Source organism: Streptomyces reniochalinae, from assembly GCF_003323735.1.
Classification (GTDB): Bacteria; Actinomycetota; Actinomycetes; order Streptomycetales; family Streptomycetaceae; genus Streptomyces; species Streptomyces reniochalinae.
This window is the reverse complement of record NZ_QOIM01000036.1, coordinates 1-16,891: the sequence shown is the minus strand read 5'-3', so window position 1 is coordinate 16,891 and position 16,891 is coordinate 1. Positions and strand designations below refer to the sequence as shown.

The 16,891-nt window shown below is 72.2% G+C and carries 12 protein-coding genes and 3 pseudogenes; 7 read left to right on the top strand and 8 right to left on the bottom strand.

Annotation, left to right across the window (positions count from 1 at the left end; genetic code table 11):
- The first annotated feature begins 80 nt into the window (after positions 1 to 80).
- Entirely contained in the window at positions 81 to 1,022 is a 942-nt protein-coding gene (locus DQ392_RS16225; protein ID WP_114016340.1) for a phosphotransferase, read from the top strand.
- On the opposite strand, the gene DQ392_RS16220 is transcribed toward DQ392_RS16225, so the two are convergent.
- Positions 1,007 to 2,461: a dihydrolipoyl dehydrogenase family protein gene (locus tag DQ392_RS16220; RefSeq protein ID WP_114016339.1), complete on the bottom strand. Its 1,455-nt coding sequence runs from the start codon at positions 2,459 to 2,461 to the stop codon at positions 1,007 to 1,009. The two genes, DQ392_RS16225 and DQ392_RS16220, sit on opposite strands and share 16 nt — an antisense overlap.
- Positions 2,462 to 2,919: 458 nt before the next feature.
- Here DQ392_RS16220 and DQ392_RS16215 point away from each other — a divergent pair, with 458 nt between their 5' ends.
- Both DQ392_RS16215 and DQ392_RS16210 read left to right on the top strand, forming a co-directional pair.
- Positions 2,920 to 4,398, top strand: coding sequence for an NCS1 family nucleobase:cation symporter-1 (locus tag DQ392_RS16215; protein ID WP_114016338.1), 1,479 nt, complete (start codon positions 2,920 to 2,922; stop codon positions 4,396 to 4,398).
- A 46-nt stretch (positions 4,399 to 4,444) separates the two neighbouring features.
- On the top strand, positions 4,445 to 5,170 hold the full coding sequence (locus DQ392_RS16210) for an aspartate/glutamate racemase family protein (RefSeq protein ID WP_114016337.1): 726 nt from the start codon (positions 4,445 to 4,447) through the stop codon (positions 5,168 to 5,170).
- A gap of 161 nt (positions 5,171 to 5,331) precedes the next feature.
- Here the strand turns inward: DQ392_RS16210 and DQ392_RS16200 are convergent, their stop codons facing one another.
- From DQ392_RS16200 to DQ392_RS16175, 6 genes and pseudogenes are all read right to left on the bottom strand, one after another.
- Positions 5,332 to 6,195 carry an amidohydrolase family protein gene (locus tag DQ392_RS16200; protein ID WP_114016336.1) on the bottom strand — a complete coding sequence of 288 codons (864 nt, stop codon included), beginning with the start codon at positions 6,193 to 6,195 and terminating at the stop codon, positions 5,332 to 5,334.
- 177 nt (positions 6,196 to 6,372) lie between these two features.
- Positions 6,373 to 6,684, bottom strand: a pseudogene (locus tag DQ392_RS16195) (L-rhamnose mutarotase); the annotation flags it as partial.
- Positions 6,681 to 7,682 (bottom strand): aldo/keto reductase, encoded by a 1,002-nt coding sequence (locus DQ392_RS16190; RefSeq protein ID WP_181856452.1) that lies wholly within the window; start codon positions 7,680 to 7,682, stop codon positions 6,681 to 6,683. The pseudogene DQ392_RS16195 and the gene DQ392_RS16190, both read right to left, overlap by 4 nt.
- Complete coding sequence (locus DQ392_RS16185) at positions 7,679 to 8,440, bottom strand: SDR family NAD(P)-dependent oxidoreductase (protein WP_114016334.1); 762 nt, start codon at positions 8,438 to 8,440, stop codon at positions 7,679 to 7,681. The genes DQ392_RS16190 and DQ392_RS16185 overlap by 4 nt, the downstream gene beginning before the upstream one ends.
- Complete coding sequence (locus tag DQ392_RS16180) at positions 8,437 to 9,804, bottom strand: L-fuconate dehydratase (RefSeq protein ID WP_114016333.1); 1,368 nt, start codon at positions 9,802 to 9,804, stop codon at positions 8,437 to 8,439. Before DQ392_RS16180 ends, DQ392_RS16185 begins: the two co-directional genes overlap by 4 nt.
- Positions 9,805 to 10,073: 269 nt before the next feature.
- Positions 10,074 to 10,895 (bottom strand): annotated as a pseudogene (locus DQ392_RS16175) (glycosyl hydrolase family 95 catalytic domain-containing protein); the annotation flags it as partial.
- Between the two features lie 392 nt (positions 10,896 to 11,287).
- Here DQ392_RS16175 and DQ392_RS16170 point away from each other — a divergent pair.
- The 3 genes from DQ392_RS16170 to DQ392_RS16160 all read left to right on the top strand — a co-directional run bounded on the left by DQ392_RS16170 (position 11,288) and on the right by DQ392_RS16160 (position 15,676).
- The gene (locus tag DQ392_RS16170) at positions 11,288 to 13,246 is read left to right on the top strand and encodes an aconitate hydratase (RefSeq protein WP_114016332.1); all 1,959 of its coding nucleotides are present in this window, start codon (positions 11,288 to 11,290) and stop codon (positions 13,244 to 13,246) included.
- Positions 13,247 to 13,407: 161 nt separating this feature from the next.
- Positions 13,408 to 14,028 carry an L-threonylcarbamoyladenylate synthase gene (locus tag DQ392_RS16165; protein ID WP_114016331.1) on the top strand — a complete coding sequence of 207 codons (621 nt, stop codon included), beginning with the start codon at positions 13,408 to 13,410 and terminating at the stop codon, positions 14,026 to 14,028.
- A gap of 505 nt (positions 14,029 to 14,533) precedes the next feature.
- Positions 14,534 to 15,676: a M24 family metallopeptidase gene (locus DQ392_RS16160; protein ID WP_114016330.1), complete on the top strand. Its 1,143-nt coding sequence runs from the start codon at positions 14,534 to 14,536 to the stop codon at positions 15,674 to 15,676.
- Between the two features lie 266 nt (positions 15,677 to 15,942).
- Here DQ392_RS16160 and DQ392_RS35845 read toward each other — a convergent pair whose 3' ends face one another.
- Positions 15,943 to 16,077, bottom strand: a complete 135-nt coding sequence (locus tag DQ392_RS35845) for a hypothetical protein (RefSeq protein ID WP_281272997.1) — start codon at positions 16,075 to 16,077, stop codon at positions 15,943 to 15,945.
- Between the two features lie 518 nt (positions 16,078 to 16,595).
- Between DQ392_RS35845 and DQ392_RS16155 the strand changes: the two are divergent.
- A pseudogene (locus DQ392_RS16155) lies at positions 16,596 to 16,891 on the top strand (transglycosylase SLT domain-containing protein); the annotation flags it as partial.

Below are 16,891 nucleotides of genomic sequence, written 5' to 3'. Positions count from 1 at the left end.
CGGGATGCGCCATTCGGGTGCTTCGCGCCGTGGTCACAAACGCGTTGCCCGGTCCCCGCGGCCCACCTAGGCTCCCCCACGTGCTCAGTCCTCCCGCCTCGGTGACCGAGGAGACGATCCGCCGAACGATCGCCGCGTCCTGGTCCTCGCCTGTGCGCCACCTCAGTCACCTGCCCTGGGGGTTCGGCGCCCACCACTGGCGCGCGACCCTGGAGGACGGCCGGGACCTGTTCGTCACGCTCGACGCCCTGGCGCCCCGGCACACGCGCGCTTCACTGGAAGCCGCCTACGCCGGCGCGGCCGCGCTGGCCGCCGCCGGTCTCGCCGCGGTGTGCGCGCCGCTGCCCGCCCGCTCGGGCCGCTACACCGTGGAACTCGCGGGCGGCGCGCTGAGCGCCACCCCGTGGCTGGCGGGCAGGTCGCCGACCGAGGCGGAGGCACAGGCGGCCCCGCACGTGGAGCGAGTGGTCGCGGCGGTGAGGGACCTGCACCGCGCCGCGCCTCCCCCGGGGCTGCCCGAGTGGGCGCCGCGCGTTCCCGGCGACTTCGCCGACGGCCTGCGGGCCCGCACGGCCGGCGCGTGGGACGCCGGGCCACAGGCCGAAGAGGCGCGCGCGGCGATCGCCGCGCGGCTCGGCCGGATCGCGGAGTGGACCGAGCGCTACCACGGGCTGGCAGCCTCCGCCCGTGCCCGGCGCGGCACCTGGGTGCCGACCCATGGCGAGCCGCACCACGCCAACCAGGTCGTGACCGACCAGGGGCTGCGGCTCGTCGACTGGGAGTCACTGGCCCTGGCTCCGCCCGAGCGCGACTTCGCCGACCTGCTCGCGGCCGGCGCGGGAGACCGGCTGCGGGCACGCCCCGCGATGGCCGAGCTGTTCGCACTCGACTGGTGTCTGTCCGAAATCGCCGAGTACGCCGACTGGTTCGCCGCCCCGCACACCGGCACCGAGGACGACCTGATGGCGCTGGAGGGGCTGCACGAGGAACTGGCGGGCCCGCGACCTCAGCTGTCCCGGTAGGTCTCCAGCAGCCGCAGCCACACCTCGCTGAGGGTCGGGTAGGAGGGCACCGCGTGCCAGAGCCTGCTCAGCGGGATTTCGCCCACGACGGCGATCGTCGCCGAGTGCAGCAGCTCCGCGAGTCCGGAGCCGACGAACGTGGCGCCGACGACGACTTCGCGCTCCACGTCGACGACGAGACGCCCACGCCCTGCGTAGTCGTCGCGGGTCAGGCCCGCGGCGGCGACATTAGCCATGTCGTAGTCGACCGCCCGGACCCGCCGCCCCGCACGCTCGGCCTCGTCAGCCGTGAGACCCACAGCGGTGACCTCGGGGTCGGTGAACACCACCTGCGGGACGGCGTGGTGGTCGGCGGTGGCGCTGTGCGCGCCCCACGCGTCGGCCGTCACCGCGCCCTGCGCACGGGCGGCGATGGCCGCGCCCGCGATGCGCGCCTGGTACTTGCCCTGGTGCGTGAGCAGGGCCCTGTGGTTGACGTCCCCGACGGCGTACAGCCACCCGTCCGCCACGTCGGTGACGCGCAGGGTGTCGTCCACCGTCAGCCAGGCGCCCGGCTCCAGGCCCACGGTCTCCAGGCCCAGGTCCTCGGTGCGCGGCGCACGGCCGGTCGCGAACAGCACCTCGTCCGCCTCCACCTCCTGCCCCGCGTCCGTACGGACGGTCACAGGACCGTCGGGGCGCGCGCGTGCGACCTCGGTGACGGAAGCTCCCACGCGCACGTCCGCGCCCGCCGCCCGGAGGGCGTCGGCGACGAGCTCCCCGGCGAAGGGTTCCATGCGCGGCAACAGGCCGCTCCCCCGGGCGAGGAGGGTGACCCGGGAGCCGAGTCCCGCCCACGCCGTGGCCATCTCCACGCCCACGACTCCGCCGCCCACCACCACGAGACGGTCGGGCACCCGGGAGGCGCTGGTCGCCTCTCTGCTGGTCCAGGGCCTGGCGTCCGCGACGCCCGGCAGGTCGGGGACCACGGCGCGGCTGCCGGTCACCACCACGACGGCCTGACGGGCCGAGAGCCGGCGCACTGTCCCGTCCTCCTGTGTCACCGTCACCCGGCGGGGTCCGGACAGCCGGCCGTGGCCGCGCACGAGGTCGATCCCCGCACTCGCCAGCCACTCGACCTGACCGTCGTCCTGCCAGTGGGACGCTTCCTCGTCGCGGTGGGCGAAGACGTCTTGGACATCCAGCGGGAGGGAACGGTCCCTGCGCAGGCCCCACGTGTGCCCGGCGTCGGCGCGTGCGGTGACCGGCCGCAGCAGCGCCTTGCTGGGCATACAGGCCCAGTAGGAGCACTCGCCCCCGGCCAGTTCGCTCTCCACCACGGCCGCGCTGAGCCCCGCCGCCCTGGCCCTGTCGGCGACGTTCTCGCCGCCGGGGCCGGCGCCGAGCACCAGCACGTCGTAGAGGGAACCGCTCTCTTCCTCGGCGCCGTTCGCAGTCATTCCGCTCTCCCGCAGCTCGTCAAAGGTCGCCGTCGCCGCGTCGAGGGCGTCGCGCCCCGGCGGCGGCACCGGCCCACGGGCTGTCGGTGCACAGCGGGTGGGCCGACCGTCCTACAGTGCCATGCCGGGCCCGTCACCGCGCGTCATCGAACGGAGCGGGCCGCCCGGCGACCGGCACAGCGGGTCAGCCGCCGCCGTGGATTCCGGTTCCGCGCCCCCGGGCGCGTGCCGCTGCTGTGGCCACACCACCGTCGCACCGTCTTCCCGCCGTTCAGGCGGGGTTGGCGGGCCGGCCAAGTCCTTCCCGCCGGCCTCTTGACGGTGTCACTTGGCGAAAACTAGGTTCTGGCTACCGGAAACGCGCTTCCATTTTATGGAAACTTCCTCACGTTCCCCGCCTCCCCTCCCCTCACTCCTTCCCCTCTTCCCCCTCTTCCTCCCCTCCCCCGGAGCTCCGTATGACTGCCGTGGATGAGCGGTCGTCCGTGGAGGCTGGCAACGCCGCCAGTGGCCTCTACACCTACGACCTCGCCCCGACGAAGAAGGAAGGGCGCCGCTGGGGCGCCTACAACGTCTTCACCCTCTGGGCCAACGACGTGCACAGCCTCGGGAACTACGCGTTCGCCATCGGGCTCTTCGCGCTCGGCCTCAACGTGTGGGGCATCCTGGCGGCCTTCGCGCTCGCCTCCGTGCTGCTCTTCCTCCTGCTGACGCTCTCCGGCTTCATGGGGCACAAGACGGGCGTCCCCTTCCCCGTCATGAGCCGCATCGCGTTCGGCATCAAGGGCGCGAAGATACCCGCCGGGGTGCGGGGAGCCGTCGCCATCGCCTGGTTCGGCATCCAGACCTACCTGGCCTCGTCCGTACTCAGCGCCCTGCTGGTGGCGATGTTCCCCGGCATGGGCCACCTGGACGACAACGCGGTCCTGGGCCAGTCGACGCTCGGCTGGCTCACGTTCCTGGCCCTGTGGGCCTTGCAGGTCCTCATCGTCAGCTACGGCATGCAGATGATCCGCCGGTACATGGCCTTCGCCGCGCCCACGACGTTGATCACCATGTGTGCGCTCGCGGCCTGGATGTTCTTCCGCGCGGACGGCTCCGTCTCGCTGTCCATCGACGCGCCGCTCACCGGCGGTGCGATGTGGTTGCAGATCCTGCAAGGCGCCGCGCTGTGGGTGGTGGTCTACGGGACCTTCGTGCTCAACTTCTGCGACTTCACCCGCTCCGCCAGGAGCCGCAGCTCCATCGTCCGCGGCAACGTGATCGGCATACCCGTGAACATGCTCTTCTTCGCCGTCATCGTCGCGGTGCTCAGCGGGGCCCAGTTCCAGCTCGACGGGCATGTCATCACCAGTCCCACGGACATCGTGCGGACCATCCCGAACATGTTCCTGCTGGCCGCCGCCTCGCTCGCCCTGATCGCGCTGACCGTGGCGGTGAACCTGCTGGCCAACTTCGTCGCACCCATCTACGCGCTGGTCAACCTCTTCCCCCGGCGGCTGAACTTCCGCAGTGCCGGGGTGGTCAGCGCCGTCCTGGGTCTGGTGATCCTGCCCTGGAACCTCTACAACAGCCCCGTCGTCGTCAACTACTTCCTCGGCGGGCTCGGCGCCCTGCTCGGACCGCTCTTCGGCGTGATCATGGCGGACTACTGGCTGCTGCGGAAGGCCCGCGTGAACGTGCCCGACCTCTACACCGAGGACGCCCAGGGCGAGTACCACTACCGCCGCGGCTACAACCCGCGCGCCGTCGCCGCCTTCGCGCCCAGCGCAGCGGCGGCCGTCGTGCTCGCCCTCGTCCCCGCCTTCCACGCCGTGGCCGGCTTCTCCTGGTTCATCGGCGCCCTCCTCGCCGCCGCCCTGTACGCGCTCATCGCGGACCGCAGCGCGGTGCTCCGGGACGTGGACGGCGAGGCCATCGCCGTCGCCGCCGAATGACCGCGCCACCCCTCGCACGCGCCAACCACCAGCAGAAGGCCGGACCATGCGCATCCTCGTCGTGAACGTCAACACCACGCGGTCCCTCACCGACGCGATCGGGCGGCAGGCGGTGGGGGCCGCGTCGCCCGGTACCGAAATCGTGCCCCTGACCCCCTCCTTCGGCGCCGAGTCCGTCGAGGGCAACTACGAGAGCTACCTCGCCGCGCTCGCCGTGATGGAGACCGTCCGCGCCTACCAGGGACCGTTCGACGCGGTGATCCAGGCCGGTTACGGGGAGCACGGACGCGAAGGGCTCCAGGAACTGCTCGACGTCCCCGTCGTCGACATCACCGAGGCCGCCGCGAGCACCGCCCAGTTCCTGGGCCGCACCTACTCCGTCGTCACCAGCCTGGACCGTACGGTGCCCCTGATCGAGGAGCGCCTCCGCGCGGCCGGGCTCGACTCACGGTGCGCCTCCGTGCGCGCCAGCGGTCTGCCCGTACTCGCCCTGGAGCGGGACGAGAAGGCCGCCGTCGACGCCATCGCCGAGCAGGCCGCCCGGGCGGTGGAGGACGACCGTGCGGAGGTGATCTGCCTGGGCTGCGGCGGCATGTCGCAACTGGCCGAACGCGTCGTCGAACGAACCGGGGTGCCCGTCGTGGACGGGGTGACCGCGGCCGTGAAGATCGCCGAGTCCCTCGTCGGCCTCGGCCTGTCGACGTCCAAGGTGCGGACGTACGCCCCGCCGCGGCCCAAGGCGGTCCGCAACTGGCCACCGGTGGCACGCTGACGCCGGTCCGCCGCGGCGCGGCCCCCAGGGTGGGGACCTGGTGTGGGTGGTCTCCCCCTGGTCGGCCCCGGGGGTCGCCGCGCTCCTCGACGGCCTGGCCGAGGACCCGGACGTCAGGGAGGCGGTGGAGGACGTCCGGGACCGCTGACCGCGCCCGCGCGTCACCCCGCTGACGGAGGGGTGCCCAGGCCGTAGGTGCGCGCTGCCGTCCCCGACCACACCTGGGTCTGTTCGCTCGGCCCCAGCGCGGCGGTGAGCGTGCGGGTCGTCGCCATGACGTCCGCGTAGCGGGCGGCCAGTGTGCACACGGGCCAGTCGGAACCGAACATCACGCGCTCCGGGCCGAAGGCGTCGAGGGCCGCGTCCACGCAGCCGCGGAGCTGGTCGACCGACCAGGTCTCCCAGTCGGCTTCGGTGACCAGGCCCGAGAGCTTGGCCACGGTGTTGGGCAGCGCGGCCAGGCCCCGCAGCCCGGCCTCCCATGCCTCCGTCACCCCCGTGGCCAGCGGCGGCTTGCCCAGATGGTCGAGGACGAAGGTCAGTTCGGGAACGGCGGCCGCCGCCCGTGCCGCCGCCGGCAGCTGGTGCGGCAGGACGACGAGGTCGTAGGCGAGTCCCCGCGCCGCCACGGCGCGCAGCCCGCGCAGGACGTCGGGGCGCACCAGCCACTCGGGGTCGGGCTCGCCCTGCACCTGATGGCGGATGCCGCGCAGGGACTCCCCGCCGGGCAGCCCACGCAACCTGGACAGTTCCTCTCCCACGCCCGGAGCGGTCAGGTCCGTCCAGCCGACCACGGCGGCGATCAGGTCGCTGTCGGCCGCGAGTGCGAGGAGTTCGGGTGTCTCTTGCGCCTCGGTGACGGTCTGCACCAGGACGCTCGCCCTCACCGAGGCGGCACGGGCCTCGTGCGCGAACTCGGCGGCGGGAAAGGACCGGCGCAGCGGTGCCATGGCGGGGCCGCTGATCCAGGGCTGGTCGCGCACGTTCAAGTCCCACACATGGTGGTGCGCGTCGACGATGTGCATGCTGCGCGCCTCCCTCCTCGTCACAGGGCTCGGGCCTCTCGTGGGAGTACCCAGGGTGTCAGGGTGCGGGGCCCCGCCTCAGGCGCGGGCGGCCGGGGGCGGGTCGGTGAGTCAGAGGTGCTCGATCTCTTCGAGCGACTTGCCGCAGGTTCCGGGGACGGCTTCTTTCCGGGGCTCGGGCAGCTGCCACACCACCGGCAGTCCGGCGTCCGCTCCTTGGGCGGAGTAGTCGTGCACCACGTCGAGGAGTTCGGCCATCCGCGCCTGCCAGCCGACGTTGACCGGAAGGTTCTCCAGCTCGGCGAGCAGCCGCGCGTAGTCCTCGCACTCGATGAGGTGGAACAGGTCCGTGCCACCGCGCCAGATCGTCCAGGACGTGCAGCCTGCCGCCCGGATGGCGGCGGTCAGTTCGGCGGGCACCTCCCGGTGCGCCGCCTCGTACTCGGCGATGCGCTCCGCGCGCACGCGCGTGTGCAGAGCAACCCTCATGACGTCACCCTTCGGTGTCCGGTGTGGCCGAGCAGTCCTGAGGAGGCGAGCGCGTCCCACAGGCCGCCGGGGAACGGCCGCCGGAACTGGGCGGCCGCGTCCCGTACCTCGGCCGGGGTCCGCAGACCCAGCAGCACAGCGGCGACGGCGGGGTGGCCCAGCGGAAAGCGAGCGGCGGCGGCGCGCAGCGGCACCCCGTACTCCGCGCAGATCCGCCCCAGGCCCTGCGCCCGCTCCAGCAGTTGCCGGGGGGCGGGCCGGTAGTCGTAGGTCGCCTCGGGCCGCGGGTCGGCGAGCACTCCGGAGTTGAAGACGCCCCCGGCCACCACCGAGGTGCCCCGCTCGTGGGCGGCGGGCAGCAGGTCCGCGAGACCGCTGCGGTCGAGCAGGGTGTAGCGGCCGGCGAGCAGGACGGCGTCGATGTCGGTGTCGCGGACGAACCTGGCGGGCATCGCGGTGGAGTTCATGCCGACACCGATCGCCTTGACGACGCCCTCGCCCCTGAGGCGTTCCAACGCGGGGTAGGCCTGGTCGAGGGCTTCCCGCTCGTGGTCGTCAGGGTCGTGGAGGTAGACGATGTCCACCCGGTCGAGTCCGAGTCGTTCGAGGCTGGTCTCCAGGCTGCGGCGGACTCCGTCCGCGCTGAAGTCCCACACCCTGCGCAGGCCGGCCGGGACGGCGAACCCGTGGGCCATATCGTCGCCCTGCGCACCGCTGACCGGTTCGAGGAGTCGTCCGACCTTTGTGGAGACGGTGAAGTGGTCCCTCGGGCGCCCGCGCAGCGCCGCGCCCAGCCGCCGTTCGGCCAGACCGAGCCCGTAGTGCGGCGCCACGTCGAAGGTGCGCAGCCCCTCTTCCCAGGCGGCGTCCACCGTGGCCAGCGCCTGCTCCTCGCTCACCGCCTCGTACAGGTTCCCGAGGCAGGCGGCGCCGAAGGCGAGCCGTGTCACCCGGGCCGTGCTCGCACCGAGCGCGGCCCGCGGCAGTACGCCGCTCATGTGCCGGCCGGCCGCAGGCGCAGCCCCGACATGCCGCCGTCCACCGCGAGTGCCGTACCGGTCACCGATCCGGCGCCGGGCCCCGCCAGGTGGACGATGGCGGCGGCGACCTCCTCGGCGGCGACCAGGCGGCCGTGCGGCTGGCGGGCCTCGAGCGCCCGCCGCTCGGCCTCGGGGTCGTCGGCCGCCGCCAGCAGCCGGCCCACCCAGGGCGTGTCGACCGTTCCGGGGTTGACGCAGTTGACCCTGATGCCCTCGCGGACGTGGTCGGCCGCCATGGCCAGCGTCAGCGCGTGCACCGCGCCCTTGCTGGCCGAGTACAGGGCGCGCTGCGGCAGCCCGGCGGTGGCCGCGATGGAGCAGGTGTTGACGATCGCGGCACACGGTGAGCGCCGCAGGTGGGGCAGGGCGGCACGCGTGGTGCGCGCGATGCCGACGACGTTGACGTCGAGCACCCGCTGCCACTCGGTGTCGGGGTTGTCCGCGACCGTGCCCGCGGCGCCGATGCCCGCGTTGTTGACCAGGATGTCGATGCCTCCGAGCAGGTCGGCAGCGCGCTGGACGGCCGACCTGACGGAAGCGTCGTCCGCGACGTCGGCATTGATGCCGTGCAGCGGCGCCTCCACCCCCGAGGGCTCCAGATCGAGGACGGCGACCTCGGCGCCGCCGTCGGCCAGCCGCCGGGCGGTGGCCTGGCCGATTCCCGAGGCGCCGCCGGTGACGACGGCGCGCAGTCCGGTGAGTTCGTGCGTGGTCATGCCTGGGCCTCCGCGGGGTCGGTGGCGCCCTGGCCGTCGCCGCGCCGGGTGAGGTCGGCGGCCCAGAAGCGGCCGTATGGATAGGTGTAGGCGGCGATCGACTCCGGGCTCATGGTGGCGGAGTAGCCCGGGGCGAGCGGTGCGGCGTAGTGCCCGTCCCGGATCACGACCGGGTCGAGGAAGTGCTCGTGCAGGTGGTCGACGTACTCGATGACCCGGTCCTCGGTCGTGCCCGACACCGCCACGAAGTCGAACATCGACAGGTGCTGCACCAGTTCGCACAGGCCGACACCGCCCGCGTGCGGGCACACCGGCACGCCGAACTTCGCGGCCAGCAGCAGGATCGCCAGGTTCTCGTTGACCCCGCCGACCCGGGCGGCGTCGAGTTGCAGCACGTCGATCGCGTCCGCCTGGAGCAGCTGCTTGAAGACCACCCGGTTGTGCGCGTGCTCGCCTGTGGCGACCTTGACCGGTGCCACCGCGCGCCGGATCGCGGCGTGCCCGAGCACGTCGTCGGGGCTGGTCGGCTCCTCGATCCAGTACGGGTCGAACTCGGCCAGCCGACTCGTCCAGGCGACGGCCTCGGACACGTCCCAGCGCTGGTTGGCGTCGATGGCCATGCGGAAGCCCGGCCCGACGACCTCGCGGGCGGTGCGGCAGCGCCGGATGTCGTCCTGGAGGTCGGCGCCCACCTTCAGCTTGATCTGCCGGAAGCCCGCCGCCATGGCTTCCTCGGCGAGCCGGGCGAGCTTCTCGTCCGGATATCCGAGCCAGCCCGGCGAGGTGGTGTAGGCCGGGTAGCCCTTGCGGTGCAGCTCCTCCTCCCTGGCCTCGCGGCCCGTGCGGGCACGGCGCAGCAGGTCGAGCGCCTCCTGTTCGGTCAGCGCGTCGGTCAGGTAGCGGAAGTCGATCTGGGAGACCAGCCACGCGGGCTCGGCGTCGGCCAGCAGCTTCCACAGGGGCTTGCCCGCCTGCCTGGCCGCGAGGTCCCAGGCCGCGTTGACGACCGCGCCGACAGCCATGTGCATGACGCCCTTCTCGGGACCGAGCCAGCGCAGTTGGCTGTCCCCGGTCAGGGCTCTGCTCAGCGACGCCGGGTCCGCGCACAGCTCGGCGACCGGCCGTCCGACCACGTGCCCGCGCAGCGCCTCGACGGCAGCGACCTGCACGTCGTTGCCCCGTCCGATCGTGAAGGTGAAACCGTGACCGTCGAGCCCCTCGCCGGCGTCGGTGCGCAGGACGACGTACGCGGCGGAGTAGTCGGGGTCCGGGTTCATCGCGTCCGAACCGTCCAGCTGTCTGGAGGTCGGGAAACGGACGTCGTAGGTGTCCATCGCGATGATCCGTGCAACGTCTGCGGACAACTGGGTTCCTTTCGCAGCCTGCCCCGCGGCGGCGCCACCGTTGCGTCGACGGAGCATCCAACGCCTCAGAGATCGGATGACTGAACGACCTAGTCGACACTATTCCCGGCGACCGAGCCGCGCAAGGAAACATCGGATCTCTTTTCGCGCCACTCGATACCGCGGTGTGCGCGGTGCGCGCGGGGCTTGCAGGGCTCGTGTGCTGGGCGTGCGGGCTGTACTTCACGGAGCGGCGCGCACCGGTGGCCTCCTCCCCTCCCGGTCCGCGCTCAGGGCCGCAGGGTGACGACCCCGCCGTCCGGAAGGGCCACCTCCCTTCGCCGGCCCTCCGCCACCACCGTCACCCGGGTTCCCGCCGCACCGCGGAGAGTCGCCTCGGTGAAAGCGCCCTCGGCCCACGCCAGATCGAGCCGCAGCCCGCCGCGCAGCCCGATGCCGGTGACACGCCCCGCCTTCGCCCACGCGTCCGGCAGCACCGGCAGAGGTCGATGCGCCCGGGGCGTGACGGGGCGAGCATCTCGATCATCGCCACCGGCGTACCGAAGTTGGCGTCGATCTGGAACACCGAAGACCCCGTCGAGCACGTCGGCGGGTGAGTCCTCGACGGTGATCCTGTCGCCGGGGAAGAGACCCACCAGCGGGGAGAGATGGCGGTGCTCCTTCTCCCCCAGGTTCTCCTCGGACATCCACTCCTTCAGCCACCCGGTGGTGGAGCTGACGCCCGGCAGGTGGAGCCGGGAGCGCAGACCTGCGACGGCGCGGGCGAACGAGGCGTCCCTGCCGAGTTCGTCCGCCGCGGCGCCGTAGTTGCCGAACAGCTGCCAGAGCAGCTCCTGCGCGTAGGTGATGCCGCGCGCGTCCTGGGGACCGTGCTCGGGTGACCAGTCGTGGTCGTCGACGAGGACCCGGCGCTCCCGCCCCGTGCCGGGGTCGGTCACCGTCACCTCGACGAGCCGCGCCTCCCAGAACTCGCACGCCCCCTTGAGCAGCGGGTAGGTCTTCTCGAGGTGCTTCGTGTCCCCGGTGTACTGGTAGTGCTCGTACAGGGAGTTGCACAGCCAGGCGTTGCCTGCCGGGTGCCACATCCAGCCGTTGGAGTCGGAGTGACCGGAGAAGGTGTGTGGACGGATCACGGGCGCCGTCGCCTTCCGTCAGTCGGTGCTGGCGCACCTACAAGGTTCGATACATCGGATGGCTGCGGACAGAGCTTAGGAACGGGCCGCCCCGTGCGACAGGGGGCGGACCATGATTTTCGTGCCGGCGACGTGGCCCGCCACAGGCCGCGCTTCGTGCACCCCCGCCACCGGCCCAGTGCCGCGGCAACCGGACGAGACACCGGAAGGTTTGATCACACAGAGCTGCCCATTGTCACGGTGTGTACGCCCAGGGGTGATCGAGCGCGTGGGTACGGCGTGCGCGGGGTACTCGGCATCGGCCGGCCGCCGCCGGGCCGCGCGCACCCGAGAGCAAAGGAGGGGACGCCATGCCGGCACACGGCACCGTCGCGCAGCGTCTCGTCGACACCCACCTCGTCGAGGGGAAGGCCGAGGTCGGCGAGGAGATCGGGTTGCGGGTCGACCAGACGCTGACCCAGGACGCCACGGGCACCCTGGTGATGCAGGAGCTGGAGGCGCTGGGCCTCGACCGGGCCCGGACCGAGGTCAGCGTCCAGTACGTCGACCACAACATTCTCCAGGCCGACGAGCGCAACGCCGAGGACCACGCCTTTCTGCGCTCCGCCGCCAACCGCTTCGGCCTGTGGTACTCCAAGCCCGGCAACGGGGTCTCGCACCCCACTCACATGCAGCGCTTCGGCGTCCCTGGGAAGACTCTGGCCGGATCGGACTCGCACACGTGTGCGGCGGGTTCGCTGGGCATGCTGGCGGTCGGCGTGGGCGGTCTCGAGGTGGCGCTGGCGATTGCCGGGCGGCCCCTCTACGTCCGCATGCCGCAGATCTGGGGCGTACGGCTGACCGGCGAGCTGCCGCCCTGGGTGAGCGCCAAGGACGTGATCCTGGAGATGCTGCGGCGACACGGCGTCAAGGGCGGCGTGAACCGGATCATCGAGTACCACGGTCCTGGCCTGGCCTCGCTGACGGCCATGGACCGCCACGTCATCGCCAACATGGGCGCGGAGCTGGGCGCGACCGCCACGGTCTTCCCGTCCGACGACGCCGTACGCGACTTCCTGCGCGCCGAGGGCCGGGAGGCGGACTTCACAAAGATCAGCGCCGCGCCCGACGCCACCTACGACCTCGACGAGGAGATCGACCTGTCGGCACTGGAGCCGCTGGTCGCACAGCCCTCCTCGCCCGGCGACGTGGTGCCCGTGCGCCAGGTGGCGGGCGAGCCGGTCTCCCAGTGCGTCATCGGCTCCTCCGCCAACCCCGGGCTGCGGGACTTCGCGGTCGCGGCGGCCATGGTCAAGGACCGGCGCACCGCGGACGGCGTCAGCCTCGACATCAACCCCACCTCCCGCGAGATCCTCCAGGACCTCACCCGCTCCGGCGGCACGTTCGACCTGATCGCGGCGGGCGCACGGCTGCACCAGAGTGGCTGCCTGGGCTGCATCGGCATGGGCCAGGCCCCGGCCGCGGGCCGCAACTCGCTGCGGACCATGCCCCGCAACTTCCCCGGCCGCTCCGGCACGGAGGAGGACTCCGTGTGGCTGTGCTCACCCGAGACGGCGGCGGCCTCCGCCCTGACCGGGACCCTCACCGATCCCCGCGACTGGGCCGCGGAAACCGGGACCGCTCCGCCCTCGCTCCGCCTGCCCGAGCACGCTTCCGTCAACACCGGCATGCTGGAGCCCCCGCTGCCCGAGCAGGAGGCCCTGACGGTGGAGCTGCAACGGGGCCCGAACATCTCCGCGCTGCCCGACCTCGACCCCCTCCCCGACACCCTGACGGCCCCCGTACTGCTCAAGACCGCGGACAACGTCTCCACCGACGAGATCTCCCCCGCCGGGGCGAAGGCGCTGCCCTACCGGTCGAACATCCCCCAACTCGCCGAGTTCACCTTCACCCGGCTCGACCCCGAGCATCCGCGCCGGGCGCGGGAACACGACGGCTTCTACCTCGTCGTCGGCGGCGAGAACTACGGACAGGGCTCCTCGCGCGAGCACGCCGCCATCACACCCAGGTACCTGGGGCTGCGGGCCGTGGTGGCACGCTCCTTCGCCCGCATCCACTGGCAGAACCTCGTCAACTTCGGTGTCCTGCCGCTGGAGTTCGAGGACGGCGGCGACTACGAACGCGTCCGCGAGGGCGACACACTCCACCTGTCCGGCCTGCGCGCCGCACTCGCCCCCGACGCCGAACCCGTGCTGCGCCTGCGCAACCAGACCCGCGACCAGGAGTACGCGGTACGCCACCGCCTCTCCCCGCGCCAGCGCTCCCTCGTCCTCGCCGGTGGCATCATCCCTGCACTGGCCGCGGAGTGAAGCCCGCCGTCCGACGCGGCGGCGGACCCGACGCGCCGGCCGACACCGGTTGACCGGGGTCCCGGCCTGCCCGCCCACACCGGAACCGGCCTTCCGGTGTGGGCGGGCACACACGGCACCTGCCGTGGGAGACGAGGCGCCGGTGCGCATAGGCTCGACAGATGGCGAAGTACTTCGACGTGCATCCCGACAACCCGCAGCCACGCACCGTCCGCACGGTGACCGACAGTATCCGGGCGGGCGCGCTCATCGCGTACCCGACGGACTCCTGTTTCGCTCTGGGATGCCAGCTGGGCAGCCGCGACGGCATGACCCGCATCCGGTCCATCCGCAATCTCGACGAACGCCATCACTTCACGCTCATGTGCCAGAACTTCGCGCAGCTGGGCCAGTTCGTCCATGTCGACAACGACGTGTTCCGCGCGGTCAAGGCGGCGACACCCGGCCGCTACACCTTCATCCTCCCCGCCACGAAGGAAGTGCCGCGCAAGCTGCTCCACCCGAAGAAGAAGACGGTCGGAGTCCGCATCCCCGACCACGTGGTCACTCAGACGCTGCTGGCCGAACTCGGTGAGCCGCTGCTCTCCAGCACCCTCCTGCTGCCCGACGAGGAGGAGCCGATGACCCAGGGCTGGGAGATCAAGGAGCGGCTCGACCATGTGGTGGACGCCGTGGTCGACTCCGGTGACTGCGGCACCGAGCCCACCACGGTGGTGGACTTCTCCGGCGAGGCTCCCGAGATCGTACGGCAGGGGGCGGGCGACCCCGCACGCTTCATGTGACCGGAACCAGGGGCCGGGCCGGGCCCGGGGTCCCGGCCCGGCCCGGGGTCCGGTCGGACCCGGGCCAGGCCGGAGGCCGTGCTCATCAGTCCGGGAGCACCTGGGCGCTCGGCCCCGCGCCGGGGACGGGAGCTGGGGCGGGGAGACGCGGACGTACCCGCGCGGGGAATCCGGTTGTACGGGCCACGGCACCCTGCGAGCATGCGCGGCATGACCGCTGTCTTCCGCGTCCCGTCGTGTCAGGGGTGTCACGAGGCGACACGGCGGGCGTGCAGGGGCCCGACCGGCGCCCGGTAGAGGTGTCGGGCGAGTGGGCGACGCGCTCACGCACCGACGCCCCGGCCCTGCCCGGGACGGCTCGCGCTTTGGGCGCCGACTGGCTGGGGTACCACCCGCGCACGCGTGCGCGGCCTCGATCCCACCCTCTAGGCGCCGGGGCGCCGCGTTCCGGGACGACGGCATGCGTCTCCGGCCGCTGCGGCCCGCCCAACCCCTGGGAGAAGTGATGCACCACCGGACCGACACCACGACCGAGTCCGACCAGGACCTCTATCCGGCCGACCGCCTCGATCGCGTCCGTACCGCCGCCTCGGAGGCGGGGCTGGACGCCCTGCTGATCTCCCCCGGAGCCGACCTGCGGTATCTGACCGGTTACGACGCCATGCAACTGGAGCGGCTGACCTGCCTGGTCCTCCCGGCCGAGGGCCGGCCCTTCCTGCTGGTGCCCGCCCTGGAGGAGCCGGCCGCGCAGGCCTCACCCGCCGGGGCGCTGGGCGTGGAGATCCTCGCCTGGCAGGAGACCGAGGACCCCTACGCCGTCATCGCCTCCCGGCTGCCCGCCTCGGCCGAGCGCGTTGGCGTCGACAACCACATGTGGGCCGAGAAGACGCTCGCCTTCCGAGCCGCCCTGCCCCGAGCGGAGCAGGAGCTGGCCGGCACCGTGCTGGGCGTGCTGAGGACGCGGAAGACACCGCGTGAGGTCGCGGCGCTGCGGCGCGCAGGGGCGGCCATCGACCGCGTGCACACCCGCATGGGGGAATGGCTGCGAGCCGGGCGTACCGAACGCGAGGTCGGCCGGGACATCGCGACCGCGATCGCCGCCGAGGGCCATGCCCGGGTCGACTTCGTCATCGTCGGCTCGGGACCGCACAGCGCCAGCCCGCACCACGAGCTGTCCGACCGGGTGATCAGGCCCGGTGATCCCGTGGTGGTCGACATCGGCGGCACCACTGCGGAGGGTTACTGCTCCGACTCGACCCGCGTGTACGTGGTGGGCGAGCCGCCCGAGGAGTTCCGCCGGCTCCACGACGTGCTCCTGCGCGCGCAGCGTGCACAGACCGAAGCCGTGCGTCCGGGCCTCACCGCCGAGGAGCTGGACGCCGTCGGGCGGAACCTGATCACACAGGCGGGCTTCGGCGCGCACTTCATCCACCGCACGGGGCACGGGATCGGCCTGGAGAGCCACGAGGAGCCCTACATCGTCGCCGGCAGCCGGCAGCCGCTGGCACCCGGCATGGCCTTCTCCGTCGAGCCCGGCATCTACCTCAAGGACCGGTACGGCGCACGCATCGAGGACATCGTGGTCTGCACCGAGGATGGCGGGGAACGACTGAACACCACCGACCGCGAACTGACCGTCCTCCCCTGACACACGAGCTGCCCTCTTCCCCAGACTCCCGGGAAGAGGGCATCCTCGCGGTGCGGGGAGCCTCAATACATCCCGATACGCGGATGTGCAACGCCGTGTAGAGTCTTAAGAGTCGGCGGGGTCGCAAGTAGGGGCCTCTCCGGCACGAAGAGACCCCCCGGCGGCATCCGAGGGGCCTTCGTCGCAGTTCGCGGGCCCGGTCGATCTCTCGTAGACCGGGCTCGCTGTATGTCAGCGAGTGGTCTCAACCGGACCTGCGCGGGGGGTTACCGCGCGAACTGCGCTACCGCGGCGAGCGCCACCAGGGCGACCGCTTCGAGGCTCTGGACGATGATGCTGCACCGCTCGTAGCGGGTCAGCGGTCTCAACCTCTGCGGTTCGCCGGGGGTGTCTCCGTCCACGGCGCCCCTCCCTTCATCCGATGCCCGGCCCGGAGCCGGGCGCTTCCCCCTGGCCGAACTGGCGTACGGCGAGGGGCGGTTCATGCGGATGAGGTGGAGCACGCTCAGCATACCGCCTTACTGAAAGCCCGTATTGCGGTCTTTCGCGAGAGCGGTCGTCCCCACCGTTCCGCCGTCGGCGTCCCCCCGTGCGAACCGGGGGGCGGAACGGTGACCCACGGTGAGGGATTTCTGGACCGTCTGTGCGATCAACTCACCGCAGAAGCCGTTGGATTGTGAGGGCACCCATAGGGGCCAGGTCACATACGAAGCGCCTTCGGATGTCCGAGGGGCCGGGGCCGGGAGGGTGGGGTGGAGTGGCGCACGGCGGCCGGTGAAGCGGACGAAGCGGGATAGTACGTCACATAGTTGTCGGGGCGGGGAGCCGGTCCGCAGGGTGGGCCCAGGTCGCGACGAGACCGGGCACACGCCCGAAGACGCGGCCGGATGTGTCCCCCCTCGAAAGGCATCCCGCTCGCATGCGTACTGCTCTGCGCAACACCAAGCTGACCACCGGCCTGACCCTCCTGGGCGCCGCCGGTATCGCCACCACCGCACTGGGCGGCACCGCCCACGCCGCCACCGCGCCCCAGGCCAAGCCCGCGGCCCACGCCACCAAGGCCGCCGACAAGGACGACAAGGCCGACAAGAAGACCGACAAGGCCGACAAGAAGGCCGACAAGGCCGGCGAGAAGAAGGCCGAGAAGGGCAAGTCCTACCCCGACAACCTGGACGGCTGGATCCGTGAGGCCAAGGCCATCATGGACAAGCACGA

Excerpts from the sequence above, each read along its gene's own strand:
- DQ392_RS16220 (WP_114016339.1), bottom strand. The coding sequence starts at position 2,461 with ATGACTGCGAACGGCGCCGAGGAAGAGAGCGGTTCCCTCTACGACGTG.
- DQ392_RS16215 (WP_114016338.1), top strand. The coding sequence starts at position 2,920 with ATGACTGCCGTGGATGAGCGGTCGTCCGTGGAGGCTGGCAACGCCGCC.
- DQ392_RS16210 (WP_114016337.1), top strand. The coding sequence starts at position 4,445 with ATGCGCATCCTCGTCGTGAACGTCAACACCACGCGGTCCCTCACCGAC.
- DQ392_RS16200 (WP_114016336.1), bottom strand. The coding sequence starts at position 6,195 with ATGCACATCGTCGACGCGCACCACCATGTGTGGGACTTGAACGTGCGC.
- DQ392_RS16190 (WP_181856452.1), bottom strand. The coding sequence starts at position 7,682 with ATGAGCGGCGTACTGCCGCGGGCCGCGCTCGGTGCGAGCACGGCCCGG.
- DQ392_RS16185 (WP_114016334.1), bottom strand. The coding sequence starts at position 8,440 with ATGACCACGCACGAACTCACCGGACTGCGCGCCGTCGTCACCGGCGGC.
- DQ392_RS16170 (WP_114016332.1), top strand. The coding sequence starts at position 11,288 with ATGCCGGCACACGGCACCGTCGCGCAGCGTCTCGTCGACACCCACCTC.
- DQ392_RS16165 (WP_114016331.1), top strand. The coding sequence starts at position 13,408 with ATGGCGAAGTACTTCGACGTGCATCCCGACAACCCGCAGCCACGCACC.
- DQ392_RS16160 (WP_114016330.1), top strand. The coding sequence starts at position 14,534 with ATGCACCACCGGACCGACACCACGACCGAGTCCGACCAGGACCTCTAT.